Origin of the sequence: Bacillus sp. RC251 (genome assembly GCF_044908765.1) — a bacterium.
Lineage (GTDB): Bacteria > Bacillota > Bacilli > Bacillales > Bacillaceae_G > Bacillus_A > Bacillus_A wiedmannii.
Genome location: NZ_JBIYDP010000009.1, coordinates 33798 through 56014, shown reverse-complemented (window position 1 = coordinate 56014; position 22217 = coordinate 33798). Strand labels below are relative to the sequence as shown.

General features: G+C 32.9%; 14 protein-coding genes. 8 read left to right on the top strand and 6 right to left on the bottom strand.

All coding sequences use genetic code 11. From position 1 onward, the window contains the following. Positions 1-265: 265 nt before the first annotated feature. A complete protein-coding gene (locus ABH961_RS22100) occupies positions 266-1192 on the bottom strand; it encodes an aldo/keto reductase (RefSeq protein WP_404520015.1) in 927 nt (308 codons plus the stop codon). A 365-nt stretch (positions 1193-1557) separates the two neighbouring features. Here ABH961_RS22100 and ABH961_RS22095 point away from each other — a divergent pair, with 365 nt between their 5' ends. Beyond that, entirely contained in the window at positions 1558-9165 is a 7608-nt protein-coding gene (locus ABH961_RS22095; RefSeq protein ID WP_404520013.1) for a non-ribosomal peptide synthetase, read from the top strand. A gap of 239 nt (positions 9166-9404) precedes the next feature. Here the strand turns inward: ABH961_RS22095 and ABH961_RS22090 are convergent, their stop codons facing one another. Further along, complete coding sequence (locus ABH961_RS22090; protein ID WP_098155491.1) at positions 9405-10031, bottom strand: ATP F0F1 synthase subunit alpha; 627 nt, start codon at positions 10029-10031, stop codon at positions 9405-9407. A gap of 362 nt (positions 10032-10393) precedes the next feature. On the opposite strand from ABH961_RS22090, the gene ABH961_RS22085 reads away from it, so the two are divergent. Further along, positions 10394-10783 carry a hypothetical protein gene (locus tag ABH961_RS22085; RefSeq protein WP_098649655.1) on the top strand — a complete coding sequence of 130 codons (390 nt, stop codon included), beginning with the start codon at positions 10394-10396 and terminating at the stop codon, positions 10781-10783. A gap of 218 nt (positions 10784-11001) precedes the next feature. Here ABH961_RS22085 and ABH961_RS22080 read toward each other — a convergent pair whose 3' ends face one another. After that, entirely contained in the window at positions 11002-11676 is a 675-nt protein-coding gene (locus ABH961_RS22080) for a hypothetical protein (RefSeq protein ID WP_404520011.1), read from the bottom strand. 472 nt (positions 11677-12148) lie between these two features. Here ABH961_RS22080 and ABH961_RS22075 point away from each other — a divergent pair, with 472 nt between their 5' ends. Both ABH961_RS22075 and ABH961_RS22070 read left to right on the top strand, forming a co-directional pair. Then, a complete protein-coding gene (locus tag ABH961_RS22075) occupies positions 12149-12313 on the top strand; it encodes a hypothetical protein (RefSeq protein ID WP_404520009.1) in 165 nt (54 codons plus the stop codon). A 29-nt stretch (positions 12314-12342) separates the two neighbouring features. Then, entirely contained in the window at positions 12343-12465 is a 123-nt protein-coding gene (locus ABH961_RS22070) for an IS3 family transposase (protein WP_176546097.1), read from the top strand. Positions 12466-12563: 98 nt separating this feature from the next. Here the strand turns inward: ABH961_RS22070 and ABH961_RS22065 are convergent, their stop codons facing one another. Both ABH961_RS22065 and ABH961_RS22060 read right to left on the bottom strand, forming a co-directional pair. Then, on the bottom strand, positions 12564-12860 hold the full coding sequence (locus tag ABH961_RS22065) for a hypothetical protein (RefSeq protein ID WP_098155479.1): 297 nt from the start codon (positions 12858-12860) through the stop codon (positions 12564-12566). A 738-nt stretch (positions 12861-13598) separates the two neighbouring features. After that, positions 13599-14318, bottom strand: coding sequence for an S-layer homology domain-containing protein (locus ABH961_RS22060; protein ID WP_404520008.1), 720 nt, complete (start codon positions 14316-14318; stop codon positions 13599-13601). A 918-nt stretch (positions 14319-15236) separates the two neighbouring features. Between ABH961_RS22060 and ABH961_RS22055 the strand changes: the two genes are divergently transcribed. Beyond that, complete coding sequence (locus ABH961_RS22055) at positions 15237-16238, top strand: LacI family DNA-binding transcriptional regulator (protein WP_098155474.1); 1002 nt, start codon at positions 15237-15239, stop codon at positions 16236-16238. Positions 16239-16327: 89 nt separating this feature from the next. Here ABH961_RS22055 and ABH961_RS22050 read toward each other — a convergent pair whose 3' ends face one another. Then, positions 16328-17608, bottom strand: coding sequence for an MFS transporter (locus ABH961_RS22050; RefSeq protein ID WP_404520007.1), 1281 nt, complete (start codon positions 17606-17608; stop codon positions 16328-16330). Positions 17609-18102: 494 nt separating this feature from the next. Between ABH961_RS22050 and iolG the strand changes: the two genes are divergently transcribed. The 3 genes from iolG (at position 18103) to ABH961_RS22035 (ending at position 22100) form a co-directional block, all read left to right on the top strand. Beyond that, positions 18103-19128: an inositol 2-dehydrogenase gene (iolG, locus tag ABH961_RS22045; RefSeq protein WP_098374899.1), complete on the top strand. Its 1026-nt coding sequence runs from the start codon at positions 18103-18105 to the stop codon at positions 19126-19128. A 431-nt stretch (positions 19129-19559) separates the two neighbouring features. Further along, positions 19560-20558, top strand: coding sequence for a 5-dehydro-2-deoxygluconokinase (gene iolC, locus ABH961_RS22040; RefSeq protein ID WP_404520006.1), 999 nt, complete (start codon positions 19560-19562; stop codon positions 20556-20558). 78 nt (positions 20559-20636) lie between these two features. Next, on the top strand, positions 20637-22100 hold the full coding sequence (locus ABH961_RS22035) for a CoA-acylating methylmalonate-semialdehyde dehydrogenase (protein ID WP_053446161.1): 1464 nt from the start codon (positions 20637-20639) through the stop codon (positions 22098-22100). Positions 22101-22217: the final 117 nt, after the last annotated feature.

Genomic DNA, 22217 nt, shown 5'->3' with positions numbered 1-22217 from the left:
AAATATTTCCGAATTAATTGTTTATTTGGTTTTTATGTTACCCTAGCATGTATTCAACTAATGTAGTAGATAATTTAATTTGATGTAGAACTATTATAAGGTAGTTGAATATAAGAGCTCAACTACCTTATAAACTGTAGATATTGTTGGGAATAGAGAAAAAAATAGGGTGGAAGTGTTAAAGATATGTTCTAGTGGAGAAGAAGTAGTAGTATGGATTTGGTAGAAAAATCAGCATGATTTTTGTAGGTGAATAATGATCTGATCAAACCTTTTTAATGAATTCAATTTCATTATCTAATAATAATGGACGAGTTAAGTGTGAAGAATTTTCTTCAACTTGAGTAGAATTTTTTGCACCAGGAATAGTAACTGAAACAGCTGGGTGACTTAAAACATAACGTAAAGCAACTTGCGCTAAACTTCGATTTGAGCGTACAAGTGAACGTAATTTCTTTACTTTGTTTAAGCTATCTTTAAACCACTTTTCTTTGGGCCAATCTTTTCTTAAATCATCGTCTGGAAATTGGGTTTCATGATTAAATTTCCCTGTTAAAATCCCCATCTTAAGTGGACCTCTTATCACAGCACCTAAATTATGTTTTTCAATATAAGGAAGGATGTCTTTTTCAGGTTCTTTATTCAAAATACTATAATCGAATTGTACGACATCTAAATCATTATTTTGATTAAAATGTTTAATATAATCTAAATCATTAGTAGAAACGCCAACTGCTCTCACTTTGCCAGATTTTTTTAAGGTTTGGAAAGCTTGTAGAAAGGCTTCTGTTTCTTCAGGTTTATCCCACCAAATATGACAAAAGTAAACATCTATATAATCAGTTTTAAGCCGTAGTAAACTAGCCTCAAACGCATCAATGATTTTTTGAGGATCTCCATAAACGGCTGGTTGATTTGGGTCATAATGATGACCAATTAATCCACCTTTTGTAGAAAGAATTATATCCTGTCTGCGATTATTTATAGCTTTTGCAACTAACGTTTCACTATGACCTAGTCCATAAACATCAGCAGTGTCAATAAAATTAACCCCTAGATCAATCGCTTTATTTATTGCATCAATGGATTCATTATCTTTTACTGCTCCCCATTCATCTCCACCAATTGCCCAAGAACCGAATCCTATCTCTGAAACTATTAATCCCGAGTTACCTAATAATCTATATTCCATTATGTACGGACTCCTCCTTTACAGTTTATATTATTAGAAATATATATAGTGACAAGTTGGAATATTCTTGAATTTGTTTTCGAAGAATAAATTAGGCAATTACTTTAATAAATATATGCAAGAATACTGTATAAAAAGAAATTAGAATTATTAGTTAAATGGTTTTTTATGCTTAAATTGAATAAAAGTATGAACTGTTACAGCATAAATATGAATTTTATTCATAATTTTAATAACTATACATTAAGTGAAATAAATGTTGAATTTAGTCGGAATATATATATTTACAAATCGCAGAATCTGTACATATAGTTGTAACTGTAAATATTATCCGTTTTAAAATATTTATAAAAGGAGAAATTCATATGAAAGAAATACAAGAGAAATATGAAATTGTAGATGAATTGGATGTAACAGTAGGCCAAGAAGCATTATGGATAGCTCATCAAATGGAAATAGGAAAAGGAATGAACAATGAACCGAGTATAATAAAGTTAAAAGGAACTCTTCAAATAGAGGTTTTGAAGAAAGCGCTTACCACAATAGTGCAATCGCATCCGGCACTACGTACAATATTTAGGAAGAGGGATAAAAAAATAAAGCAATTAATTCAAAAGAATGTAGAATTTGATATACCAATTAAGGATTTAACTGCTTTTAAAAACACAGAACAAAAATCTATTTTTAAAAATTTCTTAGAATCTATAGTGAATGAGAAATTTAGTTTAGAAGAGGGACCTTTGTTTAAATTCCACATCATTAAATTCAGTGAAGATACATTTATTTTACATTTAATGTTTCATCACATTATTTACGATGGATGGAGTTTAGGAATTTTCATCCGACAATTATCCAATACGTATGGTGAATTACTTCAAGAGAAGACGAATGTAGAATATGAATCTCCTTATAAGAACCTTGTAGAGTATGAGGAGGGTTTTATTGATAGTGCAATATATAAAGAAGGATCATCGTATTGGAAAGATTATTTACAAGGTGAATTAGCCTCTACAGAGTTTCCTATTGATTTTAATAAAATGAATGAAAAGAGATATACAGATAAAAATATAAGCAAGAATATTAATTCGGATCTATTTTATCGAATACAATGTTTTGCTAAAAAAAATAATATAAGTATTTATCGAGTAATGTTAAGTACTTATTGTACCTTACTTCATCAAATGACAAATGCTGAAGAGATAATTGTTGGTATTCCAATTAATACTAGACCACATACAGAAGAACGAAATACTTTTGGTTATTTTGTTAATACATTACCTATACGTATAACAATAGAAAAGGGAGAGACATTTAAGGGGATACTTAATAAAGTGAATAAATCTATTCATCTAGCTATTACGTATAAACATAATCCTTACTCACATATAGTAAAAGATTTAAATCTAAATAAAAATACAAATGATAATATGGTATATTCCACAGCATTTAATACAATGAAGATACCGGAATTAAAAATTCCTGATATTGAGTCAACAGTTTTAACAGATTGTAAAAGAGTAAATTCTTTTAATATGACTTGGAGAATACTGAGATATGAAGGGGAAACAGAGAATAAAATTGAGGTTGACTATAACTCAGCATTATATAAACCAGAGAGTATTAGTGATTTAGTAGAAAGGTATATATATTTGTTACAAAAATTAATGAAGAATGTGAATGAACCTATTCATTCATTGGATTTGCTTTTAGAAAAAGATCATCGTCTATACAAAGAGATGAACTCAAATGCTCTTACATATCCTAATTCAAAAACACTAGATCAATTAATTGATTTACAAGCATTAAAATCGCCAAATCAAATAGCAATTTCAATGGGGGACAAATCTATTACCAATTATGAATTACAGCAAAGGTCCAACCAAATTGCGAATTATTTACGTGAAAATGATATAAAAAAGGGACAACGTGTAAGTATTACTATGGAAAGAGAGATTGATACCATTGTATGGATTCTAGGTATCCTAAAATCAGGTGGAGTTTATGTACCAATCGATCCAAAGTTTCCTGAAAAAAGAATAAAATACATCTTAAAAGATAGCGAAAGTCAAATGATTATTACGAAGAAAGAATACAGGGGATTGGTTGAAAGTTTTGCGATTCATACAATTTATCTAGAAGATTTTCATTACGCTAATTCTATAGAAAATATTGCGCCTACGCATACCATAGAAGATGCAGCTTATATTATCTACACGTCAGGTTCAACAGGTTTGCCAAAAGGAGTCGTTGTACCACATAAAGGCGTAATTAATTTATCATATTCAGTAATTAATACATTTCATTTAGGAAAAGAAGATGTGTTTTTACAATTTGCAACGATTATTTTTGACGCCTCCATTATGGAAATATTTCCGATTTTGCTATGTGGAGGAAGAATGCATTTAATTTCTGAAATCGAAAAACGTTCAACAGAGGAATTTATAAATGTAATTCAAAAGAATGGTATTACATATGTGGTTTTACCAACTGCATTTTTTAAATTAATAGCTGATATGCCAAAAGAAATGTTACTTAAATTAAAATCTGTAAAACGTTTATTTGTGGGAGGGGAAACCTTACCTGCTGAATCAGTTCGTAAATGGCAAAGTAAATTAGGTTTAAAGATTCCAGTTCTTAATGCATATGGTCCTACTGAAACTACTGTGTGTGCAACCATGTATGAAGTAAATGGTGAGATACAAAAAGAAATTTCTAGTATCCCAATAGGTAAACCAATTGCTAATAGTGAAGTTTTCGTGGTTAGCCCGTTCAGTACGTTATGTCCGTCAGGTGTAGTAGGTGAGTTATTTATTGGCGGTGATGGAGTTGCTAACGGATATTTAAATCAAAAGGAAAAAACAGAAGAGGCGTTCATTTCTTTCGATAAATCCTATAATCATGATAAAAGGATGTATTGTACTGGGGATTTAGTTCGTCTTTTACCAAATGGAAATTTAGAATTTATCGGAAGGAAAGATAATCAAGTAAAAATACGTGGATATCGCATTGAGCTTGATGAAATCGAAGGAACATTATTTAAACATCCAGAAGTGAGAGATGCTGTAGTATTCACTTACCAAAACGATAAAATCGTTAGTTTTTATTTATCAAAAGACAATAGAGAACTTAAACAAGAGGAATTAAAAACATTCTTAAGTGAAAGTTTACCAGATTTTATGATACCGAATTATATATTTCATCTTAAAAGTTTTCCTTTATCACCAAGTGGGAAACTTGATAGAAAAAAATTAGAATTACAAATCCCATCTTTACTTGAAAACATGCAGAAGCAATATGTATCACCGATAAGTGAAACGGAAAAAAGGTTGGCAAAAACATGGGCAGAGATTTTAAATTTAGGGAAATATAGAATCAGCAGAGAGGATGACTTTTTTAAACTTGGGGGACATTCATTAATTGCTGTGCAAGTTTTAAATCAAATTCAAAAAGAGTTTCATCTAAAAATTGAAATTAGAGATATTTTTGAGCATACAACGATTGCTAGTCTATCTGCTTACATCGACAAATCAATGACAGTAAATCATGATAGGGAAGAACAGGAGATGCAAGTATTAAAAGTTGCAGATAAGGAAAGTTATCAGTTATCAAGTGCTCAAAAAAGAATCTGGTTTTTAAATAAGTATAACGCCATTAATAGAGTGTATGATACACCACTACACATATATATTGAGCCGAGTTTAAATAAGGATATTTTACAAGACACCATAAGATTTTTAGTTGAACGACACGAGATGCTACGAACAGTGTTTATTGAAAGAAATGGAGAGCCTAGACAAGTCATTTTAAACTCAATAGCGATTGACCTGATTCACGATGAGATTGAATACATGTCTAAAAAAGAACAACAAGAATATATACGTACAACAATAAATCAAACGGATCATACACCATTTGATTTAGAAAAGGGCCCTCTTTTTAGGATTAGAATTTTTAATCTGGATAAGAAAAAGTCTTATTTCTATATCAATTTACATCACATTATTACAGATGAGTGGAGTGTAAGGAATTTATTAGATGAATTAATGAAGGTATATAGTGCCTTTGCTAAACGTAGAAATCCTGTGTTTCCAACTATTTCTAATCGATATGTAGATTATGCAGAGTGGGAACAGGCGCAGTTAAATTTAGGTCGATGGGATACAGAAAAATCTTATTGGATGGCCGAACTTGCAGCACCTCTTCCTATATTAAATCTTCCTTTAGATTTTAGTAGGAATCGTCAAAGTACAAATAAAACAAATAAAGGTACAGTATTTGAAATGAAGTTAGATAATGAAATGAAAGAGTCTTTAAAACAAGTATGTGAACAAGAGAATGTTTCTATGTATATGCTATTTTTGGCAGCGTATATTCAATTGTTACATTATCTAACGGATCAAAAAGATATTATTGTAGGTACACCGGTTGTTGGAAGGAATCATCAAGAATTTGAAAAAATACAAGGATTTTTTGTAAATACCTTAGCGATTAGAACACAATTGAATGATGTGAAAAAATTAACACAGCTATTAAAAGTAGTAAGAGAGAAATGTTTGAATTCATTCCAAAACCAATCGTACCCATTTGATAAAGTAATTGAACAAATAAATCCTGATAGAAGCTTTGGAAATAACCCGATTTTTTCTACTATGTTTAGTTATCAAAAAGATATTCTGCAGCAACATGATGCATACAAGCTTCAGTTGTTACCTAATAAACAAGATATTAGTAAGTTTGACATTTCTTTAGCTGTTGAAGAAGGATTGGATTATGTAGGGGTTTCATTTGAATATGATATTAATCTTTTCAAGGAAGAGTCAATTAATAGGTTCACTCAAAATTTACTTAATATACTGGACGCCTTTATTCATCGACGAACAGTGGCATATGAAAATCTTTCATTTCTATCACAGGAAGAAGAATCTTTATATAAAAACGTAAATCATACAGAAAGACCATATCCTTATTTTCAAAATATACAAGAGCAATTCTATATGCAAGTAGATAGACAACCCGATCGGATTGCTATAGCGACTGCAACGGAATCTTTAACATATAGACAATTAAATATGAGCTCTAATCAAGTAGCTCAACATTTACTCGAAAAAGGTATAAAAAGAGGTGATAAGGTAGCCATATTTTTAGATAGAAGTATGAATAGTATTGTTTCTATGCTTGGAATATTAAAAGCCGGTGCTGCCTATATACCAATAGATGTAAAATACCCTGAGGATAGAATAAATTATATAGTTCGTGACAGTGAGGCATGTAGAATTATAACGAGTAACAAATTTAAAAGTCATTTGAATGTAAGTGATTATAAGGTTTCAATAATAGAGGATATATATCGTACGACTATAAATGATGATGTAAAAATTTTAAATAAACCAGATGACTTGGCATATGTAATTTATACTTCAGGCTCAACAGGAAAACCAAAAGGTACATTATTAACGCATAAAGGAGTATTAAATTTAGTTGAATGGAGACATGAAGTGTTTCAGATCTCTCCAAATGATAAAGTAACACAGTTTTATTCCCATAGTTTTGATACTTCAGTATCAGAAATTTTTTCTACCTTGTTAAATGGGGCAGAACTATATTTATTAAGTGATGAACAGCGCTATTCAACTGTCGCATATGCTCAAGCCATTCAAGAAACTCAAGCAACTATTTCTGACTTACCAACAGTATTTTTCAATGAATTATCGACTTCATTAACTAAACTAGATAGCGAAAAGATACGTTCTTTAAGATTTATAATAATGGGAGGGGAAGCTGCATCAACAAATGCTATTAGAAGTTGGCAAAGTACTTTTAAAAACCAAGTAAAACTGGTAAATGAGTATGGCCCTACTGAAGCAACCGTTTCAGCAATGTATTATTTCATACCAGTTTTAGAAGGCGAAAATAACCTTTTAGGAAGCGTACCGATTGGTATACCAATTTCTAATACAAAAGTTCATATATTGAATTCATATATGCAACATTGTCCGGTAGGGTGCATGGGTGAATTATATATTGAAAGTTTAGGATTGGCCCAAGGGTATTGGAAGCAGGAAGAGAAAGTAAAACAGGCATTTATTTCAAACCCATTTTCAGAAGACAATAGTAAAAGATTATATCGAACAGGTGATTTAGCAAGATGGTTACCAAATGGAAATATAGAATTTATGGGAAGAAAAGATAAGCAGGTTAAAATTAGAGGGCACAGAATTGAATTAGGAGAAATAGAAGATGCAATGTTACAACTTGAGGGGATAAGTCAGGCTGTAGTAACACAAACGGAAGATGGAATGTTATTGCAAGCTTATTATAAAACAGTGGCCGGTATAGGGATAGAGAAAAATAAGTTAGCAATACATTTATCAAATGTATTGCCAGAATATATGGTCCCTAAATATTACTCTCATGTGTTAGAAATACCAAAAACGGCGAACGATAAAATTGATTTTGAAAAGCTGCCAAAAATAGAGTTTGGTCATGAGCAAAAAGATGAGCGTAAACTTAAACCTCAAACTAAAGTGCAAAAAGACATTGCAAAGGTATGGTCTGAAGTTCTAAACGTAAAATCTATAGGGTTAAAAGATGATTTCTTTAATTTGGGTGGACATTCTTTAAAAGTTATGCCGGCATTAGTCAAATTAAAACCGTTATACCCTAACTTGAAAATTCAAGATTTCTTTAAGTATAGAACAATAGAAAAATTAGCCTCTCATATTGAAGAGATGGAAGATATGTCGTTCAAGAAAGAGAAAAATATGAATGTAGCATGTATGGAAAATGAAACGAAAATGACTCCTGTTTATGAAACAACTAAATTAGAAGAATGTGAGTTAGATATGGTGAATTATCCAAAAACAGTTTTCCTTACAGGGGCAACAGGATATTTAGGAGCACATATTTTAGAACGGTTATTACAGTTGCCATCTACGACTATTTACTGTTTAGTAAGAAAAAATGAGAATCAAGTAATTGGTGCAAAGTTAAAAGAAAGAATGGAGTTTTATTTCGGTAAAGAAATCCTCCAAAAGTTGAAGGAGAGAGTAGAATTAATTGAAGGAGATTTATCTTTGATGAATCTAGGTCTAGATTTAAAGCAATTGGACCATTTAAAGAATAGGGTAGAGTCAATCATACATTGTGGTGGAGAAGTTAGACACTATGGAGAACGTGAGCATTTTCAAAAGGTAAATGTTCAGTCTACAAAATACTTATTGGAATTAGCTAAGAACACAAATGCACGTTTTCATTATATATCGACTTTAAGTGTAGTAGGTCAGGCTGAAAGCGATCCAAAAGAATTTGAATTCTTTGAGTCTAATTTTGATAGAGGGCAAAATTTAGATAATCTGTACCTAGAAAGTAAGTTTCAAGGCGAGAAAATGGTCAGAGAAGCAATGGAAAAAGGAGTTCGCGCCACAATATACCGTGTGGGGAATTTAGTGGGTAACTCTAAAACAGGTAAATTTCAATACAATATTAATGAAAACGCATTTTATAGATTATTAAAAGGGATATGCCTATCTAGCATAGCTCCTGACGTCAATACGTATGTAGATTTAACGCCTGTAGACTATGGAAGTTTAGCTATTACTGAATTATCTTATAAGGCCAATACAGTAAATAAAACCATGCATATCTGTAATCCAAATCAGCTTAAATGGGATCAATTTATTAATAGTTTACAAGCTTTTGGATACGATATCCTGTTAATGAAACAAGAGAAGTATATAGAGAAGTTTTTTAATACAAATCTAACTACTGATGAACAGAAAGCTTTAGAGCTCATAATGCCTTTATTAGAATCTGTAGAAGAGCTATCAGTAGCTATACCATCTTGTTTATACACGCAAGGATATTTGAAGAATGTACATTGTTTAGAGCCAAATCAAGAGTATATCAATTTGCTATTACATTACGCTATGAGTATCGAGTTTTTACCAGCCACTAAAGAACCGATATTGCTATAGAATATACCATCGATTTTGAACAGATTGGTTTATAAATATGAAGTTTTGAATATTTGTTTACTTTCTCTTATTATTTGGAAAAGTAAAAAGAACTTGTAGTTTTGTCTACAAGTTCTTTTCGATTAAAAGGTTTATACATTTAGTTGGTTGGATAATATTTCAATTCTTCATATTACTAACAGAAGAAATTAACCAAGACAAATAATTCTTTTCAATAAGAGAAAAAATACAATTTTATATTAAGACCAAATCCATCGATCATCAGTTAATGCTTGAGAATCATTAACTTTTTCAATCTCATCTGTTATCGACCACTCATTACTTCTTTCAGCGTTCGCCATATGAACTTTAACCTTTTCACCTACATTAAATTTCTGCCCGTGTGTCAAATAAACTGTAACATTACGTTTACTTCCGTCAATTCCAGTATATTGAACAATTACATAATTATATTCTTCTATTCCAGATTTAAACTTATCTACTTTTGTAACATGCCCTATTTCATATTCGTATGCAAAAACATGTTTTAAATAACTTCCCTGGTGTAAAGTATCAGTACCTTGAACCTTTTCAATTGACTCTGCAATCATATAGTCCGTAAAATTACGCATCATTGCGCCAGTAGCTTTTATTTGATCACCAACTTTTACATTTGGTGTAGAGTTTAAATAAATACTAATAGGTTCTGAATACTTTGTTGATTCAACAGAGATAACATTATCAGTAACGTGAACTACACGCCCTTCAATTGTTGATAAATTTGACTCGATAGAAGCTGCACTTGCTTTTGTTACTTCTAATCCTGGTAGATTTGTGCCTGCAAGAGCTGCAATTCCTAATGCACCAGCTAAAATGATTTTTTTCATACCTTATAACATCTCCATTCCGGTTGTAGTTAAATGCGCAGTTAGGTTTAATTCGTAAATAACTTTCGTATATCACCTAACATGTAATCATTATAGTTACAGTAAGAATGATTATCAACTACAATTGAAATGTAATTTTGCATAATAATAAATCTTGATTTAATAATTTATCATTCAAATGGAAATGAAGATGTGTATGTATGAAAGTGTTACCGTAGAGCAAAAAGGAACCTTCGTGCGAAATGGGGAAAGAAAAATCCTAGGTGTAAATGGTGTGGAAATACATTATATTAAAAATACAAAAACTGGTGAATTTGATGATTTTAAATTTAAAGATAAAAAATGAATAAGGAGCGTTTATTATGAAAGTAGCTTGTTTGTACAACACTGGAGATTATCTAACAAAGGCAACCGAGGAAATATTTAACTTAGTTATTAAGAAGGAATATATTGTTTATGGCATATGTAAGTTACAAAGTGGTGAATTAACATATTTAATCTTAGGAGAACGTGAAAATATGCCATCATGGTATCCAGCAGAATTATTTAAAATATCTGATGCGTTACAACCTATAGAATGGTATTGTGCAGAACACAGACATGTCAAAGATACAACTATAGATTATATATGGGGATATAAAGAGCTAGCCTTGGATGATATACATGCTCTTGGTTTAATAGAAAGAGAGAGTAAAGATATGGAACTATTTTTAAAACGTAAAGCTGAAATTGATGAATTTGAGGAATTGTAATAGTAAGTGAATGAATTGATTAGACTATAAAAAGCGTAGAAATTAAATATTTCTACGTTTTTTGTACATAACATTTAAATGAACAGCTTTTTTTTTGAAAAAGTTTAAAGATGGTATTTATATTGGCGAGAATATCTTTTACAATGGACCCTATATAAAAAAAGTAGCTGCAAGTGCAACTACTTTTTTTCAAAAACATTATTATTCAAATAACGCCTTTAGCGTAAACTTGCGCTTAATGGTACTTGAGAATAAACTGTGAAATTGTTACCATAAGTACCGTGCCTTGAAAATGAGGAAGAAATTGAACTGTTCCAACTTTTGTAGGTAGCCCCAGATGTATCTGTTCTTAGAAGTACGTTTGAAAAGCTAGCTTGGCTAAAGGAATTACGTCCAGTATCTTCAACCCCCTGAACCATTTTTACTGGTTCATATTGAGAAAATGAGCCATATACAGGCTGATTTGCATATCTAGATTTTCCATTTACATACATAGTAACCGTACCATTTCCGTTATTAACGATTTTAAGGTTTACTCGGTCACCATCTTTAATTGATGCATCATACTGTGTGTTCCAATACTTACTGTTTTGACCTGATTCATTATATCCTGAATTTAGAAATACTTTATATCCACTTGGTGTTTTGGAAATACCACCCTCAACTTTAGAAGCTCCAATACCCAAATACCAATTCACATACCCATCTTTAACAACAACTGATTTTGGTAGATTTATATCAGCTGCAATTCCAGTATAGGTACTATTTGTAACACTTTTTACTGCACCTTCTGTAGCTGCAAAACTAGTAGTTGAAAACATTGATAGAGAAATTAGAAGTGAACCAACTAGATACATCATTTTTTTCTTAATTTTTCTTAATACTTGATTCATTTTAGATCCTCCATATTTTAAATTATTAAATTGTATGGAAAGTTGGCCAACTAACTACAACTTACAAATTAAAGATATATCAGGTTTCATTTAATGTATATATTTTCCTGTTAGAAGTCATTGAAATGTCAAATAAATTTGATTTTTTATATTTATCAATATAGGTAGAGTTGACAGAATAAAGTAGTATGTCTATTTAAATGTAAGAAGATTTTGTTAAAAATCTTATAAAAAACTATAAATGTATTGAGGATAATATGTACTACGATTCATTTAGGAGAGAGAAATCTGGAATGAATATAGGGGGATTTTTCAATGGGTAGATCTGCAATATTTAGAAATAGATTAAAAACAAAGGAAATAAATGAATCGTTTTTGTTAAGGAATTCATTGAAAGAGTTCGTAGATGAAGGGGAATATATGATTTAAAAGACATGGATTTCCTATATATAAGAAGAAAGGGGATCCAGCTATGGGAATTACAAATACAAGATCGAAGTTAGATAGTGCAGCTATTGAAGAGACTATAGAGGCATTAAAAGAGGAAAATAAATGTTTACGTATGGAAATCGATTACTTAAAAAAGTTAAAGGCCTTCGTTCAAAAAGAGATGGAATTACAGAACAAGACAAAGTAAGAGTAATTTATCTTACTAAATTCGAAAGTGTGAAACATATTAAGATATTATTAGATAATTATATAGTTCATTACAATCGCAAAAAAATCAAAGTACAGTTAAAAGGAATGAGTCCAGTACAATACCGGACTCATATTCAAACAGCCGCTTAATTTTTTGTTTAATTCTTCAGGTTCAGTTCATCATAGGCGATCGATTGTTGGCTTGCTACGCTCAGTGATTGTTATTCTTTAACTCATCTCATATTACGTTAGTTTAAGTATTGGGAGTAAAAGAATAGGAATAGAAATATTAATGTTTTGCTAAATAATCTATTAAAGAAACTTATAGGAATAACAAGTTCTCCTATTGTAATGATTTTAAGTTTATCCTTATTTAGTCCTTTTATTAATCCTTTTAATGTTTGGAAGTTTATTTTATTAACGAAAGACCAACTTGGCACAGCTTTTGTATCTGAACCTATTTTGAAAATGATATGAATACTATGTGCATGAAAACCGCTTATTATTAAAATAAGCATAAATCCTAAAATAATGAACCAAGTCATTTTTCAACATCTCCTTTCAGTATTTAATATTAAGATATTAAAACTGTTGAGAAAGTGTGCTGTTGTCCATGAAAAATATTGAGAATTTGTTGAGGAAATGTTGAGAATGTTGCAATGCGATTGATTGTAGCGGAGTTAATAATGCTTGTTCTATTATATGTGTGAAAAAAGGAAATAGGAAAGAGAACAGTTGCGTAGACTGTTCTCTTAAGGAGCGGAAGTGCTGAACATTTTCAATGACAATGATTCAAGCCTTCCGTTAATAGCATGTGCATATATTTATAATTCATACAAGAAAGGCAGCTATAAAAAATAGCCGCCTTGCCTCAGGGAGAATTCAAGAAAATCAGAGATTCATTATGGATACAGATTGGCTGTTACCAATTTATTTATATTATTAGCAGGGGTTCAATAAATTATTCATAAGTTAAAATCTTACTTCATCGTAAGGTGAGTGACATGCAAAGTAAAAAGAGCACTTTTTAAAAGTGCTCTTTTTAAGGTGTGTATTAGGACTTGAAAGAGGCATCAATGACAATTTAGAAGGAGATATCTCTATACAACATATGGAGGTAATATGGAAGGGTGACGATAAAAAATAAAAAGAGCAGTTAGAATGAACTAACTGCTCAGCTCCAGGGGAATTGGAGACTTGGTTTTTATAGTATTAACAAACTTACGGTGTATTAAACGAAAGTAGATATAGAGAGTTAATTATTAATATTGTATTAGAGCATTTTATTCTTTAAATAGTGTTCCTCCATTAGTAACATGAGATTCTCCAATCTCTCCAATTTCCTCAACAGGAATAAGTGGTAAATTATTATTACCTGGTTCATTATTCCTGTTCATAGCATTATAGATGAATTGTGCGTACTGTTCTCTAGATACCTTCATATAAGGACTATAGTTATTGTTACCTGTGCCTTCCGCGATATGGTTGGAATGAATAGCATGAATTGCATCTTTTGCCCAATATCCATTCGGTATATCTTTAAAATTAAATGCTCCTGTTGCCTTTAATTGGAATGCCTTTGTTAATACAGAAGCCATTTCAGCGCGTGTTAAAGTATCCTTTGGGCGGAAGTTACCATGTTCATCTCCTTTGAAGATTCCTAAGTTTGTGAGAGATAAAATTTCCTTTGAGTAATGGGTTGTGAGAGAACTGATATCGGAATAAGGATTAGTATATGTTTCTTTAGTTTCTGGTTTGAGGTAATTGTACATAAGAATGGCAACTTGTTCTCGTGTTACATCATCTCCAAAGCCAAATATCCCATTTCCGTATCCAGAAAGGATCTGTTTTTCTTTTAAGTCATGTATTGCTGTAAATGAACAATGGTTTTGTGGTACATCAGTAAAGACTTCTTCAGCATGGGCAGTATAATGTCCAGCTCCAAGTATTGTTAAGGTACTAATAGATAGAGCAGAGCATAATTTAACTAATTTTATTTTCATAACATTTCCTCCGTAAAAGCGATATAGTATTTTAATAAGTATACCGAAACCTATTGTAATTATATATAAATATAATAGGTTTGATAGATGTATTTATGTAGATGTAAAATATAATAGTGTCATATTTAAAAAATTGCAGGATTGACCAGTAACTAGATTTAGTTATAATATTTTTTATTTTATAAAGGAAAAAGAGATAGTTTCAATTAGTGAGACAGTAAAAGGACAAGTAAAAAGGATTACATTTGAAGAAAGTGTGTTGTTTTAATTATATTAAGAGTCTTAATTATCGTATAACTATGTCCTATATAGATAGGGAAAATGAACGGGTAAATTGGATAGAAGTCTTTGTATATCCTATAGGCTTAATTCTATGTATGATACTTGGATATTTTGGGTTACCAGAGTTTTCAATATTAGTAGGGTTAGTATGTAGTGTATGAGATATCCTTATGGCAATAGGAATTAGTGTTATATAGAAAAAATAAGAGCAGGGAGCATCTAAATAGGATACTTTTTTATTTTTTCATAGAAAAAGGAACCCAGAAGGGTTCCTTTTCTTATTCCGATCTATCTTAAGCGCATATAAGATAATGTTATTTTACATCTTAATATTAGGAATTACAATAATTGATTAGAAATTACTGTGAGTTGGTGTAAATGGTAGAAAGAACCATGAACGTTCCTGCATGTTCTGGTTGTAATGAGCCTTGCATATGGACATCAGGTGTCTAATAAACAAATCGGTGAAATATTTCTACCGGTGTATCATCAAAATTGATTAGCTCGTAAATATCAAGCACTACGCTAAAAGATAGAAATACTTACAAATTTTAAAAGAATTCCTTTTGTGTACCAAGAAGCAAAATATATTTATGATAAAATATAGAAAAAGATGATGAAGAAGGGACAATTAAAGTGAAACCAACAATTTATGATGTTGCGGAAAAAGCAGGTGTATCAATAGCGACTGTATCCAAGGTAATTAATCAAACTGGGCGTATTAGTGAAAAAACAATAAACAAAGTAAATCAGGTAATGGATGAATTAGATTACCAGCCAAGTAGTGTAGCAGCAGCGTTAACAGGCAAAAAAACATATACAATTGGGGTACTTGTCCCAGATATCTCAAACCCATTTTTTGCTGAAGTAGCAAGAGCGTTTGAAAATAGTGCACGAGAATCAGGGTATACACTCATTTTATGTAGTACAGACCATCAAACAAAACGTGAGCACGAGTACATTGATCTATTATTTAAAAAGCAAGTAGATGGCATTATTATTGCAACGGAGTTAAATGATTATAAACTGGTAAAAAAAATCGTGAATCGAGATTTGCCATTGGTACTATTCACTGTAGATCATCCTTCCATCACGACTCATGTTGTGACAACTGATGATATGAGGGGAGGCTATCTAGCTGGAAGTTATCTAACGCAAAAAGGTCATACATCTTTAACGATTATGACGGAGAAGGATAGAAAAAGTAGCTTAGGGAGATTGAATGGTTTCAAACAAGCTCTTACGGATTTGGGGATTTCGTTAGATGATGAGGATATCATTAGCTGTTATTCGACAGTGGAAGATAGTAAACGTGCAAGTAAGGAATTACTTCATTTGCCTAACAGGCCTACAGCCGTCTTTGCTTGTACAGATTTGATTGCTATATGCCTTATGAATGAGGCAAGAAAACAAGGGCTTTCAATTCCAGAAGATTTATCAATTATCGGATTTGATAATACAATCTATGCTGAGATTGCAGATCCGGGGTTAACGACAATAGAACAACCAATTAAACAAATGGCAGCCTGTACGTTTGAACAACTGCTAAAAACGATGGAAATGAAGGGGCATGCTAAGCAAAAAATTACAATTATTCCTCAGTTAGTAGAGCGATCCTCAGTAAAGGATATTACATGATATCTTTTTTTATAGCGTATTTGAATGTAACAAAAAGAAGGTCATCTTAACCATATACAGTTATGATGACCTTCTTTTATATTTAGGACTTATACAGAGAATTGCTCACCGCTTTTCGTATTTAAATCCTGCTCCATCTCATTTTCCTTTGGAATAGTAAGGAAATGAGTTAAAAATGCACCAAAGAAGTACAAACCAGCAAAGATCCACATCACGCCACCAACACCTAATGGACCGATGAAGACAGTTACTACTAATGGCCCAACGAATGCTGATAATCCTGAACCTAAATTTAAGACAGACATTGCAGCTCCTTTATTGTCAGGAGATAAGGATGGGACTAATGCTGTAAGAGGTACATAACCGGCAAGTGTTGCTCCGTAGCAACAGGCAACAAATAATATAGCCCAATAATTATGTCCTACCATTTGTGGTACATAATAGAGTGCAAGAGTTACAATGCCGCAACCGACTCCTCCGAACCATTTAATCGTATTTACCCAACCAAACTTGTCTCCAACGATACCAAAAATAATATTAAATACCATATTTACAAAGAATAGAGTACCCCAAATTTGAAGCCATTCAGTCATCGTAAAATTATATTTCATCATATAGGTAGGTAGGAAAATAACAAATCCAAACTGAGCCGCCGAGTTTATAATTTTAACAATACCACCTATACCAACTTTAGGATTTTCAAATGCGATGGTAATGCCTTTTAGTAATTCGCTTGATTTGTTAGCACTTACGGTTTGTGCTTTAAATTTATCCTTATTTACAACAATTGATAATAATCCCCCGACGACAACAAAAATTAAAGCGCTCCATAATGTAGCAATTTCTCCGATTTTCGGAACCATATAACTAGAATAAAAGGCTCCTATAACACTAAGCCCCAGCTGGAATACGAACCAGAACCAGCCAACTGCTCTTGAAAGCATTTGTTGTGGAGTACTGTAAGATACCCAAACTAGAAATGAATAAGCAAATAAAGGATAACCGAACCCTCGTAGGGCATAGCAAATTAATATTACGGGATAATTCATATGTTGAATTCCAATACCTATGAAACCGATTGAACCTAAAATGAATGATACTAAACCAAAAGTCATGACTTTTCTTGGTCCCCACATTTGTACAAATACCCCCGAAAACCAAGAAGAAGCAGATACAGTAATTCCGTAAATAGTAAATAGGAAAGCAGCGTGTTCTAGTGTTAGTCCTTTTTCAACCAGATAAGGGGATAACCATCCCTGTTCTAACCCGTCCCCAATCATAAAAACAATAATCCCTATGTATCCCCAAGTTAAATTAGAAGGGATCCCAATCCTGTCCATAAATGTTTTGTTTGAACTAATAGCGTTCATTCTCCCACCACCGATATGTTATTTTTAGGTTAAGCGCTTAATTCTTTTTGATAAAAAAAGTATACGCTTACATTATGAGGTCGTCAATTAAATTTTTTGACAATTTACAACTTTCTTTTATAGAGTCATTCTATTTACTTATTGGACAATAAAATAATAGTGAGTATGAAAAGAAAGAAATACCTTATAGATGGGGGATTACTATTTAAAAGGCTTCGTTATCTTTGTTATATCAGTATTTTAAAAGATTATATTTGTAGCTTTTTAGATTATTTATTTCTAATTTTTATTTTTTATTTTTATGTAATACGTTTATTGAGGGAATTTAAAATTCGGATGAAAAGAGAAGTATTCAAAAAAATAAAAGTGTTTTCAATTTAGAATCAAGTGTGTATAATGAAGAAAAATAGGGAAAGCGCTTAACTGATTTGATACGCTAAACCCTATAGACTTTCATTTCGTTTCTTAAATTTTAATATAGAGGGAGAAATCATATGAACGTTTTAAAGATTGGGATTATTGGTGCTGGGCGAATTGGGAAACTACATGTTGATAATTTGCAACTTATGCCACAAGTAAAAATTAAAGCGGTTTCAGATGTAGTAATTAGTCATCTAGAAAAGTGGGCTCAAGATAAAGGGATTTCTACTCTGACTACAAACTATCAGGATTTATTAGCAGATCCAGAAATTGATGCTGTCTTTATTTGTTCACCAACAAATACACATGCGCAAATTATTAAAGAAGCAGCTCTTGCGAAAAAACATATTTTCTGTGAAAAACCTGTTAGTTTCTCAGTAGAAGAAACATTAGAAGCATTAGAAGTGGTAAAAGAACAGGGAGTATCTCTTCAAGTAGGATTTAATCGTCGTTTTGATCCGAACTTCAGGAAAGTTTATGATCTGATTCAACAAGGTGAAGTGGGGCAGCCGCATATCTTAAAAATTACGTCACGCGATCCACAACCGCCAAGTATAGAATATGTTCGCTCTTCAGGCGGATTGTTTATGGATATGATGATTCATGATTTTGATATGGCTCGTTATGTGATGAATAGTGAAGTCGTTGAAGTATTTGCATATGGAACAACATTAATTGATCCATCCATTCAGGAAGTAAATGATGTTGATACTGCAATTGTCACATTAAAATTTGCGAATGGAGCTTTAGGGGTAATTGATAATAGCCGCCAAGCTGTTTATGGATATGACCAGCGTGTGGAAGTGTTTGGTGAAAAAGGCGCGGTTGCTGCGGATAATTGCTGCCCGACAACAGTTCAAGTGTCAAAAACAGAAGGTATTGTAAAAGATAAGCCGCTTTATTTCTTCTTAGAGCGCTACACGCAAGCTTACATTGAGGAAGTAACACAATTTACAAAGTCAATTATAGAAGGACAAGCTGTTATTTGCAGTGGTAATGATGGATTACAAGCAGAGCGAATTGCGAAGGCTGCAAAGGAATCCTTACTAACAGGAAAACCTGTACAAATTGAACATAAACAGCCAGCATTAAATCAATAAAGAGAGGCTTACTTCTAGATAGTTGAACTACTCACCACTTAACGTCGTTACGGACTGTTTGAAGTGGGAGATTCCTGCGAACACCGATGTATCCAACAGTTATCTTAGCAGGCGCCGCCCGTAGTCCCTACGGTGAAAACATAAGTATCTTGTACGTTGACTCACCACGTTTCCTACTTTAGCTTGGTTTTCGCAACTTCAGCAAACGTGGGGCGAAAGAACGTTGAAGATTTTACGGTTGCAACGTTTTTCTGCAACCAACCTCATATCTTCAGTTTTCAAAGAGCAATCTGTACAAGTATATAGTAGCAAACATGTTGGCTTATGCCAACCGACATTCATCTCCCACCTAAAATTGGTGTTTTACACCTTCACATTTTTGAGGAAGGAGTCTTTTGTCGGAAAACGATAAAGCATGGGAGGTAGTAACAATGAATCCACTTATTTTTAAAGAAGATTGTCCATTAGACCTTATTGCGGTTGGACGTTTATGCGTTGATTTAAATGCTAATGAAACACAACGTCCTATGGAAGAAACAAGAACGTTTACTAAATATGTAGGAGGTTCTCCTGCAAATATTGCAATTGGTGCTGCACGTCTTGGCTTACAAACAGGATTTATCGGTAAAGTATCTGATGACCAAATGGGCCGTTTTATTACCGGGTACCTAAAGGACAACAATATTAATACAGATCAGATATGTATAGATCGTACAGGTGCAGTGACAGGTTTAGCATTTACAGAAATTAAAAGTCCTGAAGATTGCAGTATTTTAATGTACCGCGACAATGTCGCAGACTTAAACTTTGATCCAACAGAGGTATCTGAGGACTATATTAAACAATCAAAAGCACTCTTAATTTCAGGAACAGCTTTAGCGAAAAGTCCATCTCGCGAGGCGGTATTTTTAGCGCTAGAATATGCGCGTAAGCATGATGTAGTTGTATTTTTTGATGTGGATTACCGCCCTTATACATGGCAGTCAGAAGCTGAAACGGCTGTGTATTATAATCTAGCGGCTGAAAAATCTGATGTCATTATTGGAACGCGTGAAGAATTCGATATGATGGAAAAACTATTAAACTATGAACAGTCTAATGACCAAGTTACGGCTGAAAGATGGTTTTCTCATCATGCGAAAATCGTCGTAATTAAGCACGGCGGGGATGGTTCAATCGCTTATACAAGAGACGGGCAATCTCACCGAGGCGGTATCTTTAAAACAAAGGTGTTAAAGACGTTTGGCGCTGGCGACTCGTATGCTTCTGCATTTATTTATGGCCTAATGCAAGGGCTTGAGATCCCTCAAGCGATGCGATTAGGAGGCGCTTCTGCTTCAATCGTTATTTCTAAACATAGCTGTTCTGATGCAATGCCAACAAGGGCAGAGATTTCTGCATTCATGGAAACGGCTGAGGAATTGGTATAGAAACGTCATGAATTAATAATCAAGTAAGGGCGTATCTTAATGGACGCTTCTACATTACATAAAAGGGAGAGAATGAATATGACAGTACAAACAGCACAAATTGTAAAAAACTACATTGGCGGCGAATGGGTAGAATCCATTTCAACTAAGATGGAAGCTGTATATAATCCTGCAACAGGAGAAGTAATCGCTCAAGTACCACTTTCAACAAAAGTAGATGTTGAACAAGCTGTGCTAGCAGCAAATGAAGCGTTCAAATCTTGGTCTAAAACTGCTGTACCTAAACGCGCTCGTATTCTATTTAAATATCAACAATTACTAGTAGATAACTGGGAAGAGTTAGCGAAACTTATTACAATTGAAAACGGAAAAAGCTATAACGAGGCTTACGGTGAAGTTCTTCGTGGTATTGAGTGTGTGGAGTTTGCTGCGGGCGCTCCGACATTAATGATGGGAAAACAGCTTCCTGATATTGCAACAGGTATTGAGTCTGGCATGTATCGTTACCCAATTGGTGTTATAGGCGGCATTACACCATTTAATTTCCCGATGATGGTTCCATGCTGGATGTTCCCACTTGCGATTGCTTGTGGTAATACATTTGTATTAAAACCTTCAGAGCGCACACCACTTCTAGCGGCAAAATTAGCCGAATTAGCTGAAGAAGCAGGCTTACCAAAAGGGGTATTAAATATTGTAAATGGCGCACACGATGTAGTAAACGGCCTTCTTGAACATAAATTAGTGAAGGCAATTTCATTTGTAGGTTCTCAGCCTGTCGCAGAATATGTATACAAAAAAGGAACAGAAAACTTAAAACGCGTTCAAGCATTAGCAGGTGCGAAAAACCATTCCATTGTATTAAATGATGCGAATCTTGAACTAGCAACAAAGCAAATTATTAGTGCTGCATTCGGTTCTGCTGGTGAGCGTTGTATGGCTGCTTCTGTTGTAACAGTAGAAGAAGAAATTGCAGATCAATTAGTTGGAAGACTAGTAGAAGAAGCAAACAAAATTGTTATCGGTAATGGTCTTGATGAAGATGTGTTTTTAGGACCAGTTATTCGTGATAACCATAAAGAGCGCACAATTGGTTACATCGATTCAGGTGTAGAACAGGGCGCTACATTAGTTCGTGATGGACGCGAGGATACAGCTGTAAAAGGAGCTGGTTACTTCGTTGGGCCAACAATTTTTGACCATGTTACAAAAGAAATGAAAATCTGGCAAGATGAGATCTTTGCTCCTGTTTTATCTATTGTTCGTGTGAAATCATTGGATGAAGCGATTGAAATTGCCAATGAGTCTCGCTTTGCAAATGGAGCTTGTATTTATACAGATAGCGGGGCAAGTGTACGTCAATTCCGTGAAACTATTGAATCAGGTATGTTAGGTGTGAATGTTGGGGTTCCGGCGCCAATGGCATTCTTCCCGTTCTCTGGATGGAAAGACTCTTTCTATGGTGATCTTCATGCGAACGGTACTGACGGCGTTGAGTTTTATACAAGAAAGAAAATGCTTACATCTCGTTGGGAAAAGTAATTATTAAGAGAGAAGTAGAATCTGTCTAGTTGCTTGTAAGCAAAAGTAACGGAAGTAGTAAAACATAAGAAGGAAGTATTAGGAGTCTATCAAATTCCTAATACTCCTTTTTCATAT